This is a genomic window from Chloroflexus islandicus (genome assembly GCF_001650695.1).
Lineage (GTDB): Bacteria > Chloroflexota > Chloroflexia > Chloroflexales > Chloroflexaceae > Chloroflexus > Chloroflexus islandicus.
The window spans coordinates 1-11,895 of record NZ_LWQS01000098.1; the positions used below are offsets into that span (position 1 = coordinate 1).

The 11,895-nt window shown below is 60.5% G+C and carries 10 protein-coding genes; 9 read left to right on the forward strand and 1 reads right to left on the reverse strand.

Features of this window, described 5'->3' with window-relative positions; all coding sequences use genetic code 11:
* The first annotated feature begins 734 nt into the window (after window positions 1-734).
* The 9 genes from hisD (at window position 735) to A6A03_RS17995 (ending at window position 9,415) form a co-directional block, all read left to right on the forward strand.
* The gene (gene hisD, locus A6A03_RS17955) at window positions 735-2,042 is read left to right on the forward strand and encodes a histidinol dehydrogenase (RefSeq protein WP_066791035.1); all 1,308 of its coding nucleotides are present in this window, start codon (window positions 735-737) and stop codon (window positions 2,040-2,042) included.
* Between the two features lies 1 nt (window position 2,043).
* Complete coding sequence (locus tag A6A03_RS17960) at window positions 2,044-2,301, forward strand: YggT family protein (protein WP_066791037.1); 258 nt, start codon at window positions 2,044-2,046, stop codon at window positions 2,299-2,301.
* A gap of 42 nt (window positions 2,302-2,343) precedes the next feature.
* The gene (locus A6A03_RS17965; RefSeq protein ID WP_066791039.1) at window positions 2,344-4,017 is read left to right on the forward strand and encodes a spermidine synthase; all 1,674 of its coding nucleotides are present in this window, start codon (window positions 2,344-2,346) and stop codon (window positions 4,015-4,017) included.
* A 342-nt stretch (window positions 4,018-4,359) separates the two neighbouring features.
* On the forward strand, window positions 4,360-4,845 hold the full coding sequence (locus tag A6A03_RS17970) for an HNH endonuclease (protein ID WP_245669054.1): 486 nt from the start codon (window positions 4,360-4,362) through the stop codon (window positions 4,843-4,845).
* Window positions 4,832-5,194 carry a YraN family protein gene (locus A6A03_RS17975; RefSeq protein ID WP_066791041.1) on the forward strand — a complete coding sequence of 121 codons (363 nt, stop codon included), beginning with the start codon at window positions 4,832-4,834 and terminating at the stop codon, window positions 5,192-5,194. The genes A6A03_RS17970 and A6A03_RS17975 overlap by 14 nt, the downstream gene beginning before the upstream one ends.
* Window positions 5,195-5,486: 292 nt before the next feature.
* Window positions 5,487-6,290 (forward strand): MYG1 family protein, encoded by an 804-nt coding sequence (locus A6A03_RS17980; protein ID WP_156525390.1) that lies wholly within the window; start codon window positions 5,487-5,489, stop codon window positions 6,288-6,290.
* 172 nt (window positions 6,291-6,462) lie between these two features.
* Entirely contained in the window at window positions 6,463-7,134 is a 672-nt protein-coding gene (locus A6A03_RS17985) for a M50 family metallopeptidase (protein ID WP_066791048.1), read from the forward strand.
* Window positions 7,135-7,145: 11 nt separating this feature from the next.
* Window positions 7,146-7,898 carry a triose-phosphate isomerase gene (tpiA, locus tag A6A03_RS17990; protein WP_066791042.1) on the forward strand — a complete coding sequence of 251 codons (753 nt, stop codon included), beginning with the start codon at window positions 7,146-7,148 and terminating at the stop codon, window positions 7,896-7,898.
* A 194-nt stretch (window positions 7,899-8,092) separates the two neighbouring features.
* Window positions 8,093-9,415: a hemolysin family protein gene (locus tag A6A03_RS17995; RefSeq protein ID WP_066791043.1), complete on the forward strand. Its 1,323-nt coding sequence runs from the start codon at window positions 8,093-8,095 to the stop codon at window positions 9,413-9,415.
* A 697-nt stretch (window positions 9,416-10,112) separates the two neighbouring features.
* Here A6A03_RS17995 and A6A03_RS18000 read toward each other — a convergent pair.
* Window positions 10,113-11,895, reverse strand: a 1,783-nt coding sequence (locus A6A03_RS18000) for a TolB family protein (RefSeq protein ID WP_066791045.1), incomplete at its 5' end; no start/stop codon positions are given.

Consider the following 11,895-nt stretch of genomic DNA (forward strand, 5'->3'; position numbering starts at 1 on the left):
GACGGAACCGCTCATCTGGAACCCGGCCCTGAAGGGCCGGGCTAGGGTTACGAAGCCCGCTGCGCGGGCTGATGCCCTCATCCCCAGCCCCTCCCCCGCTGGGGTGCAAGGGCGGACAGAGCATCTGATCTGGCGCCCGGCCCTGAAGGGCCGGGCTAGGATTACGAAGCCCGCTGCGCGGGCTGATGCCCTCACTCCCAGCCCCTCCCCCGCTGGGGGAGGGTTGGACAGAACGTATGAGCGTGAAGGCGGTTGATAGCTTTGAGATAGGCTATTTCACCCTCACCCCCAGCCCCTCTCCCACTGGCGCGGGAGAGGGGCGGACGGAACCGCTCATCTGGAACCCGGCCCTGAAGGGCCGGGCTAGGGTTACGAAGCCCGCTGCGCGGGCTGATGCCCGCACCCCCAGCCCCTCCCCCGCTGGCGCGGGAGAGGGGAGTGTAGCATTGGGCTTTGAGGCATTGCACAGCGGTCAACTGTTTTGTTCGCCCTGCAATGTTCAGCCGAGGGTGAAGGCGGGTCAGCGGCTCGCGCTCCGATGATGGGGGTGAAGGCGGGCCAGCGGCCTGCGCGCCGGGATGGGTGAAGGCGGGCCGGCGGCCTGCGCGCCGCGACAGGAGTAACGGCAGTGGTGCGACTATAACCGCAAGGTGCGGTAGAATGACAATAACAGAGCGAGGCAAGCGCCACTTCTCACTGGAGGGGGTGGCCGGTAGTATGAAGAGTGAGCAGCGATGGCAATCCCTATCATGACCGATCTCGATGCCGCTCGCGCCGGGATTTTGCGGCGCATGCCGCTGGACGATGATGCCGCAACGACCCGCGTTGTCGCCGAGATTATTGCTGATGTGCGGCAGCGGGGCGATAACGCGCTGCGCGAGTACACTTTGCGCTTCGACGGTGTCGAACGGACGGCGATTGAGATACCGCGGGAGCGGTGGGCAGCGGCGGCGGCTGATCTCGATCCGGCGTTGCGCCGTGCGCTGTTGCTGGCGATTAGCGAAATTCGCCGCTTCCACGAGCGGCAACTCCGCAACTCATGGGTCGAATTTGGCGTCGAAGGAGCGCTGGGGCAAATTGTGCGCCCGCTCGATCGGGTAGGGATATATGTGCCGGGAGGGGCGGCGCCGCTGCCGTCATCGCTGATCCACGCTGCGGTACCGGCGCGGGTGGCCGGTGTGCGCGAGATTGTCGTCTGCTCGCCGCCGCAGCGCGCTACTGGCGAACCGGCGGCAATTGTGCTGGCGGCGGCTCATTTAGCTGGCGTTGACCGGGTGTTTGCAGTGGGTGGCGCACAGGCGATTGCCGCAATGGCCTATGGCACGGAGAGCATTCCACGGGTGGACACGGTGGCGGGGCCGGGCAACCGGTACGTCATACAGGCGATGCGGATGGTGTACGGAACGGTAGGCGTGGTGAGCCTGCCGGGGCCGACCGAGACGTTGATTATTGCTGATCAGACGGCCAACCCGCGTGCAGTAGCTGCTGATCTCTTGGCACAAGCTGAGCATGTCGAAGCCAGCGCCATTTTGCTGACCACCGATCAGGTTTTGGCCGAGCAGGTGCAGCAAGAAGTCGAGCGGCAACTAGCGGTGTTGCCCGACGCAAACGCGCGTGCGGCGCGCGAAGCGGTCACGCAACGCGGCGGGATTGTGCTGGTACCTGATCTCGCGACGGCGTTTCGCTTGGCTAATGAGTATGGCCCAGAGCACCTCTGCCTGTTGATCGCTGATCCGTGGCAGTATGTGGGAGAGGTGCGCAATGCCGGCGGCGTCTTTTTGGGTGAAGAGTCGTTTGAAGTGTTGGGCGACTACGTAGCCGGGCCATCGCATATCATGCCTACGGAAGGCACGGCGCGTTACGCTTCACCGGTCAATGTTGATAGTTTTCGTAAAGTCATCTCGCTCGTCGGCGTCAATCGGGCCGGTCTGAGCCGGATCGGGCCGGCGGCGATGCGGCTGGCCGAAGCTGAAGGTTTGTTTGCGCACGCAGCAGCGGTGCGGGCGCGACTTGAGTCATTAGATACTGACGGGAGGGATTAAGATGTCGGGCTTTTTGGTGAGCTTTGTCAGTATTTTGTTTACCGTGTTGTTTTACGCCATCTTGGGGCGGGTGCTGGCCTCGTGGATTGATCCGCAGGGCAACTTTCCGGTGACCCGCTTTCTGCACGAGATTACCGAGCCGATTCTGGGGCCGATCCGGAGCATTATGCCCAATTTTGGCATGTTTGACCTCTCGCCGATTGTGGCGATGCTCGTCTTGCAACTGCTTGAGCGCCTGATCATTAGTGCAATTCGGTGAGACGACGGTGGGGCAAACTCACCATTGCGAGCGGATGGGTGAATGGCTGATAAAACCTTTCCGATAGGTGCGCGGCGAGCTGGCAACGATCGGCTATTGCTCGCCGTGGTCTTTCTGGCCGGGATCGGTACGCTCGGCATCGAGATGGTGATGCCGCGCATGTTAGCGCCATTTTTTGGTACTTCCCAGCCGATCTGGGCCGTCGTGATCGGGATGACGCTGGTCTATTTAGCGGTCGGCTACCGGTTGGGTGGGGTGCTGGCCGACCGGCGGCCCGATTGGCGGCTCTTGTTTCAACTGATCGGCTGGGCCGGCCTGAGCTGTGCGATCATCCCGTTTATTGCCCGCCCGATCTTGAGCGTCGCGCAAGGCGCGTTGCGCAATGTCGCCGCTGGCGGCTTTTTAGCTGCGCTGATTGGTGTCATCTTACTGTTTGCCGTGCCGGTCACGCTGATGGCGATGGTAGGGCCGTTTGCTATCCGGCTGCAACTGCGCCAAGCCGAAGACGTCGAACGGGCCGGACGCACTGCCGGCACCATCTCGGCGCTCTCGACCATCGGCTCGATTATCGGCACCTTTTTGACCGTCTTGGTGCTGATTCCAACCATCGGCGTCGCCAGCACGCTCTTCCTTTTTGCCGGCTTCTTGGTCGTGCTCAGCCTGATCGGGCTGCGCGATCCGCGTGGTCTGCTGCTGGTGGCGACTGTGGCGCTGCTGGCCGCCGCGTACCAACTCAATACTGGCACGATCAAAGCAGCCGATTGCCGCAACTGCCGCTTAATTGCCGAATATGAATCGGACTACAACTACATCCAAGTAGCCGAGCAAGAGGTTACGTATGCGAGCGGCACTGTTGACCGGCGGCGGGTGCTGATTCTCAACGAAGGGTTGGCCTTGCACTCGATCTACCGGTTGAAATACCGCGAAACCGGCGATCCGCTTGATCTGCTGACCGACGGCGGGCCGTGGGACTATTTCACCGTTGCACCGTACCTCTACCCCAACACAAACCCGGACGATATCCGCTCGTTGGCGCTATTGGGGGCAGCGGCGGGCAGCATTGCCCAACAGTTTCTGGCAATTTACGGGCCAGATACGGTCATCGATGCGGTGGAAATCGATCGCAAAATCAGTGAAGTTGGGCGGCGCTACTTTGACATGGCCGACGGCACCGCGCAAGCGCCCTATTTCACGACCTATAACGATGATGCCCGCTACTGGCTGGCGCAGACTGACCGCCAATACGACGTGATCGGCATGGACGCCTATCACCAGCCGTATATTCCCTTTCACCTGACGACGGTCGAATTTTTTCAGGAAGTGAAAGCCAAGCTGACCCCACGCGGCGTCGCCGTGGTGAATGCCGGCCGGCCAGCCAGCGGCGATGACCGGCTGGTGAATGCGCTGGCCTCGACGATGGCCGCTGTCTTCCCGCAGGTGTACATTATCGACACCCGGTTTAGCAATGCGATTGTGATTGGCGTTAACCAGCCGGTGGGAGACGGCGTGGTCAATTTTATTGAAAATGCGGCCCGGATCGACATACCGGCCTTGCAACTGGTGATGTACTGGTCGCTCTATGAAGGCCGGTTTGGGCCATTGCGCGAATTCACGCCGGCGATGGCGCAATTCCAGCCCTTTACCGATGACCATGCGCCGGTAGAACAACTGATTGACGGCCTGATTTTCAGCGAAGCGGGCAAAATCGTTCAGTAGCGGGTTGACAACTTTGCGCAACTCATGTTACCTTTATATCGGTTAGCCAGACTGTTTCGGATAGGATCGAATTTGATGGGCAATTCGCCGTTGCAACACCGCTACCGTACCTGTTCGGCGTTAGCCGGACAAGCTGCCTGTTACTGCGCATCACGTCACCGATGCCGGCGCAGTATGGGCGGCGACAGTGCGGCGTTGCGCGCGATTCGGGCTGTATCCTCCGCGAACCGCATCAGGCCGCTCTAGCGCGGGGCCATGACGCCCCCGGGCAAGAGCCTTTGTTATCGTGATAACATCGGTTCATGTTAAGGGGGGTGTCACTTGGCACAGCGAGTCCTCGTTTTGAACGCAAGTTATGAGCCGCTGCAACTGATTTCAGTGCGGCGCGCGCTTGTCCTCCTCTTACAAGAAAAAGCCGAGCTCGTCGAGGCGGCGATGCAGCATCTGCGCGCCCAATCGGTCACGTACAGCGTCCCGTTGGTCATCCGGCTGGTACGGTACATCCGCATTCCGCGCCAACTGCGGCTGCCCTGCTCGCGGCGCGGCGTCTTTGCCCGCGATCGTGAGACGTGCCAGTACTGCGGCCAGCAGCCGGGCCGGGCGCACCTGACGATGGATCACGTGGTGCCACGCTCGCAAGGCGGGTTGACGACGTGGGATAATGTCGTGACGGCCTGCCGCGATTGCAACCATCGCAAGGGCGGGCGCACCCCCGAACAGGCGAACATGGTGTTGCTCTCGACGCCGCGCCAGCCGCAGTATCTGGCCTTTGCCCTCCTCGGCGAGCTAGAGCGGCACGATGTCTGGCGCAAATATGCCTACACCTAAGCGCCGGCTGGGTGATCACGGTGAACAGATTGCCGCCGCTTATCTCGAACAGCGCGGCTACACGCTGATCACCCGCAACTGGCGTTGTCGTAGCGGCGAAATCGATCTGGTTGCCCGTGACGGCGACCAGATTGTTTTTGTGGAAGTGCGCACGCGCCGCGACGCATACGCGCTGGAATCGATTACGGTGCACAAGCGGCAACGATTGATCACCCTTGCGTACCACTATCTCGCTGAGCACAACATTCCCCCGACGACTGACTGGCGGATTGATGTGATAGCCTTAACCATCACCGGCGGGAGCCTCGTGGTCAGTGATCACATCATCGCGGCAATTGGCGAAGAGTAGCGCCTGCCCGGCTCGCCATCTTACGCAAATCTGTGCATATCATCACAATCCAAAGCAGCTACGAAATCGTGTATCATGAGGCAGATTCACGGGCGCGGCCTACTTGAGGAACTGCGCCAGCTATGCTATATTACGCACAAGATTTGACATTTAGAGAAGTCGTAGCATTGCTCGCTGCGAAACAGTGGTGCGCTATCAGGTTGTGAGGCTTGGGCAAGCGTGCCGGCAATGATAGTGCGCAACCGGGTCATCGGGCATGTGAGGCGAGCAATGCTCTAGAAATGTTTGCTGTGTGGAAACGCCGTTGACGATTGTGGGTCATCTGGCCCCTGATCTCGACTGCCTCACCGCAATCTGGCTGTTGATGCGGTTTGGCCCGGCGAAAGATGCCGACTTGCAATTTGTACCGGCCGGGCGCACGTGGCGGGATCAGCCGGTCGATTCTGACCCTCACATCATTCACGTCGATACCGGTGGTGGCCGGTTTGACCATCACCAAACCAGCGATCCGACGCTCAGCGCGGCCGAGCTGGTGCGGCGGGCCGTTGCGCCAAACGATGAAGCCTTGCGCCGGTTGGTTGATCAGGTGACGCGGATCGATCATGCTGATTACCGGCCGGGGCATGTCTTTTTCAATATTACCGATTTAATCGCTGGCTACAATGCGCTCTACCCCAACCGGCCTCATCACGTCGCGCAGGCGATGCTGGCCAATCTCGATGCGTGGTACGAGCACGAGGTGCGCCAGTTACGGTTTGAGCAAGCGTTCCAACACCGGCTCGAATTTGACACGCCGTGGGGGTTAGGGATTGCGGTGCAGAGCGCCGACGGCGGCTCGTCACGGTTGGCGTTTAGTTATGGCGCGGTGCTGTTTGCCTACCGCGACCGGCGCGGCTATATGGGGGTAACGGCCCAGCGCCGCTCGAACGTTGATCTGCAACCGGTGTACGAAACACTGCGCCAGTGCGACAGCCAAGCCGACTGGTACCTGCATCCCAGCCATCGCCTCTTACTCTGCGGCACGCCGAAAGCGCCGCCGCGCCACTTCTCACAGCTCTCGCTCGAAGAGCTGGTCGAGATTATTCGCCGGCAGTAAGGCTGTTGTTTTGCTACGGCGCAGCCAAGGCTGCGCCGTATGCCCCTCTTTCCCCGCTTGCCATGGCGCTCTGGCTTGGACGCCGTCACCCCAGTGCCGCTCCCGTTGTTCAGTAGAGCGATATGCTATAATTGTGAGGAGACACATCCGAACAACTATAGTGGAAACTTTTGTGCGCGATTTTACCTCATTTGACGACATCTTTAGCCGCCCGCCGAATGATAACTTCGAGCTGCTCAAGGCATGGGCAGGGACGACGCTGGCCTTCGCGATTATGCAGACCGGCGCATCGAATTTGCTGAGCGGCGAGTTTGTCACCAATCTCATCGTGGCTGCGATTGTAGCCGGGATCGGGTTTGTGCTGCACGAATTAGCCCACCGGGTAGTGGCGCGCGGCTACGGCGCGCAAGCCCACTTTTTCGCCAACGATCGTTGGTTGCTGTTGTCAATTCTGATTAGTTTCTTGGGTGTCTTTATCGCGGCGCCGGGAGCGGTCTGGCACCGTGGCTTGCTCACGGTTCGCCAAAGCGGGATTATTGCCCTAGCAGGGCCGGTGACCAATCTGGCGTTGTCGGTGCTCTTTCTCTTCCTCTTCATTCCGGTCATTGTGTTACGACCGCCAGCGTTTGATCTCTTGATCACTATCTGCTATGTAGGGTTTCGGTTCAACGCTTGGATCGGTCTGTTCAATATGATCCCGGCCGGCCCGTTTGACGGCGCGAAGGTGCTGGCATGGGATTGGAAAGTCTTTGCCGTCACCGTGGCGATTGGCGTCGGCTTGACCTTCTTACTCAGTGATAGCGCACTGTTTGGGGTATTGCAGACGTTGGCCCGGATGTTTTAGACGAGGATGCGATGCGTACTCCCTTGATTGCCGGCAATTGGAAGATGTACAAGACGATCGGCGAGGCGACGGCGCTGGTGCGCGATCTGCTCGCCGGTCTCGGCCCGCTGGCCGATCGGGAAGCAATTGTGTGCCCGCCGTTTACCGCATTGGCTGCGGTGGCGCCGTTGGTGGCTGGCAGCCAGTTGGGGTTGGGGGCGCAGAATCTTTACCCCGAAGCGCAGGGGGCTTTTACCGGCGAGGTGTCGCCGGTGATGCTGGCCGACATTGGCTGCCGGTATGTGATTGTCGGTCACAGCGAGCGGCGGCAGTATTTTGGCGAAAGCGATGCGTTCGTCAATCGGAAGTTGCGGGCAGCGTTGGCGCATGGCCTGCGCCCGATCGTCTGCGTTGGCGAGAGCAAGCCCCAGCGCGACGCCGGGCAGGCTGAGCCGATTGTGACGGCGCAGGTGCGGGCGGCGTTGGTTGAGGTGACACCGGCGCAGATGGCGGATGTGGTGATCGCTTACGAACCGATTTGGGCGATTGGCACCGGCGACACGGCGACTCCGGCTGATGCGCAGGCGATGCATGCCGCGATCCGGGCCACGCTGGCCGATCTGTACGGCGCTGACATTGCCGCGACGGTGCGGATCCAGTACGGCGGGAGTGTGAAGCCGGACAATATTGACGAATTGATGGCCCAGCCTGACATTGATGGCGCGCTAGTTGGTGGCGCCTCATTGCAAGCTGCCAGTTTTCTCCGTATTATCAATTATCAGTAAATGGAACCTGAACGTAGCGCAGGGCAAGGTTTGGCGGGCGACGGTTGCGGCAACCGTCGCCATTTGTGCTTGTATGCCGTAGGCAGCGCATCGCAGAGGCGCAACCTGCGCGGAATGTTCAGCTTGCGTTTGTGGTCATTACAATAGAATATAGATTCATCGTTTAGATGTCATCTTGATGGCACACAACACTCATGCAGGAACTGTTGATCATTATTGCGCTGGCATTGGCGAACGGCGCCTTTGCCGCCACCGAACTGGCGGTCGTCTCGGCCCGGCGCGGCCGGCTTGAGCAACGCGCCGAGGATGGCAGCCGGGGGGCGGCGATCGCGTTGCAATTGCAAGATGACCCCGATCGCTTTCTGTCGGCGGTGCAAATCGGGATCACGTTAATCGGCACGCTGAATGGCGTCTTTGCCGGCGCAACCTTGACCGGCCAACTTGCGCCGTGGATTGCCGGTTATCCGCTGTTAGCGCCGTATGCCGACCAACTCGCTCAATTTCTGGTGGTGCTGCTGGTGACGTATCTGTCGCTGGTGTTGGGTGAGCTGGTACCGAAGCGGATCGCGTTGCAGAGCGCCGAAGCCATTGCGACCCTGATGGCGCGCCCGATGCTGTTGCTGGCCCGGATCAGCACGCCGATCATCGCGCTGCTCAGCTTTTCCACCCGGTTGGTCTTGACTGTGATCGGGCGGGCGAATGTGGAAGAAGAGCGCGTTACCGAAGAGGATATTCGGGCGCTGGTGCGGGAAGGGGCGGAAACGGGCGAGGTCGAACCGCAAGAGCAGCAGTTTATCGATCGAGTGTTCAAATTCAGCGATCGGGCCGTGCGCCACATTATGACTCCGCGCCACGAAGTTGAGATGGTAGAAGCCAACCGCACCCTCGGCGAGGTGATTGATGAGTTGCTCGCCAGTGGATACTCGCGCTTTCCAGTCTATGAAGAGACCCCCGATCAGATTGTCGGGATCGTGCATGTGCGCGATTTGTTGCTGCTCTACCGCAAGAAGGGCGAACAGGCATTAGTGCGCGAAGCGGTTTCGCCGCCGCTTTACGTCCCCGAAAACAGCCGCGCTTCGGCTCTGCTCACTACCTTCCGCCGCAGCCGCCGCCACATGGCGCTGGTGGTGGGTGAATTGGGTGGAATTGAAGGGGTGGTGACGCTGGAAGACGTGCTGGAAGAGATTGTGGGCGAGATCGATGACGAGTACGATGACGCTACCCCGCCGCCGATCGTTCGCCGTGAAGATGGCTCATATCTGGTCGAGGGTTCGTTGCCGATTGACGAAGTGCGCACGCTGCTCGACGTCGATGAGTTGCCTGACGAAGAGACCTACCGTTACGAGACGCTGGCGGGGTTGGTGATCAGCCTTATTGGCCAGATTCCCACTGCCGGCGACGTGGTGCGGTGGGGCGGCTGGCGATTTGAGGTGGTTGATATGGACGGGTTGCGGGTTGATAAGGTGTTGATCGCGCGCGAGCCGGAGGCGGGCAATAAAGCGGCGCCGGTGGCGTAGAGGACGGTGGAGGGGGTGGCTGGTCATTCGCCGCCCCTGCGGGTGGGTTCAAAGGTGGACAGCACATCTGATCTGGCGCCCGGCCCGGAAGGGCGGGGCTCGAGGTACGCAGCCCGCTGCGCGGGTTGAATAGCCACGAAACGACACAAAAGGCACAAAAATGATCAGGTTTTGGGCATTGCTTGGGTGTTTTTGGGGATAAAGCCCGTTGCGTGGGCTGCTGGCCCCCATCCCCAGTCCCTTCCCCACTGGGTTCAAAGGTGGATAGAACATCCGGCCAGAACCCGGCCCTCAAGGGCCGGGCTATGGTTATGAAGCCCGCTGCGTGGGTTGAATAGCCACGAAACGACACAAAAAGCACAAAAAGCTAAGCGGTTTTGCATCGCTTGGGGGTCTTTATGGCTATTCTGCTCGGTGGCCTTTACCCCTAACCCCGCTCCCGCTGGCGTTCAAGAGCGGCCAGAACGCATGAGCGCAGATGTAGTTGAAGGCGTTGCGATGCGCTGGTTTGCCCCCACCCCCTCCCCCGCTGGGGGAGGGGTGATGGGGAGTGCAGCACGAGGCTTTACGGCATTGCATAGCGATCAACGGTGGTGCGGGGGGGAGACGCACCGCCGTGCGGGGGGGGAGACGCACCGCCGTGCGGGGGGGGAGACGAACCGCCGTGCGGGGGGGGGAGACGCACCGCCGTGCGTCTCTACTGGGCCCACAACGGCCAGCGGTCTTGGGCGATGTTTTGGGTGACTTGTTGGGTTATCGTCCCATCGCTAACGTTCAGGATATAAATCTCGAAATCGCCGTCGCGGTCGCTGGCGAAGGCTAATTGGCGGCCATCGGGCGACCAGGTTGGTGCGTCATCGGTGGCAGGGTGGTTGGTCAGGCGGCGGACATTGCTGCCGTCGGCGTTCATGACGTAAATCTCCCAGTTGCCGTCGCGGTCGCTGGCGAAGGCGATCTGCTTACCGTCGGGCGAGACGCGGGCAAAGCGGTCGTTGGCTGGGTTGTTGGTCAGGTTACGGATGTTGGTTAGTTCGGCGAAGAGTTGGGCTACCACCTGCCGCCGGATGATTGGCTGATAGCGCAACTCGGCCCGGTAAATCTCGAAATTGCCGTCACAGTCGCTCACCCAATAGACCATGCGCCCGTCCGGCGACCACGCTGGCGTTTCGGAGCGACAGGCCGGCAGATCACGGGTTAAGCGTACAGCAATGGGCATACTGCCGGGAGCCGGGCCTGACCACAAGTTAAGGTCTGGACGTCCGGTGCGCTCTGAAATAACGAGAAGCTGGGTACCGTCAGGTGATACCATAGGATTGAATTCATTGACGGGTTTGGTGAGAAATTCCGTCAATGTATCTGGCGGCTGTTCGAGCTGATCACGAACGTCGATAGCGCTGATGCGCGTGGCTGACGCACCCGGTGCTGTCTCACCGATGTTAGCAGCGATGCTGTTGAGTACATACACTTGGCGGTAGGCTGGTTGATCGCGCCGCGAGTCGACCGCCAACATCTGTTGGGCGGGATCCCAACTGCGCAGCCACGAATAGGCGACAGTTTCGGCATTGTTGAAGGTGAGGCGCTCGCCGCTGCCGTTGAAATAGGCCCGGTAGACTTCCCAGTGGCTGCCGGTGTTGATGTTTGAGGCGTAGAGCAGCGGCGTGACCGGATCGGGCGCGGCCCATGGCATACCGAGATGCGGGTAGCGCCATTGGAAGTAGTGCTGGCCGGCATTGCCCATTTCGACCTGATAGTCGGGCGGGTTGTCAGGGGTATAGGTCAACACGCGCCGCTCGAAGAGCTGCACGAGGACATCGCGCTCAGTGTCACCGACGACAGCGCGGACCCAGTAGGGATCGGTGATTGGGTAGCCGATCGCAAACAGCCAATCGACAATCGGGCCAGTGGTAACGCGGCCATTCTCGATCACACGCCCGCGTTGATTCATGAAATCCCAAAAGATGCGTGGAATGTTGTGACCGGTAACGGTGCTGTATTGCACAATCGTGGTTTCAGGGCGGGCGAGATCGGGCCGTTCGCCGAGGATGCCGTTGATATCGATCGTGGTGCTGACCCGTTGTTTCAGCCGTTCGGGATCACGGTAGGCAGGCCGGTACGGGTCAGGGAAGGTTGCGCGATCAGTAAATTGGCAATAGCCGGGTGCAGCCGGGTTGGCGCGGCGCGGATTGCCGGCGACCGGAACGTCTGAACAATGATACTGGCGTGCATAGCCGGGCAGATCACCTAACTGGATCCGGCCACTCACCATTTCTACCACCAATAGCCCATTGGTAACAATCCCATCGGCGGGCCGATTAATCTCCATCCGCGCTTTATCGAAATACTGCACGGTACGGAGGCCATTGGGGCTGTCGGCGTAGAACTCAGCGTAATCAAACCACGGCTCCGGCCCCCAATACCACGTGCGCCCGCCGCGCACCGCCTCGCTGTCGGTGCGGGTCCAGATCGCGGCGAAGCGCGGG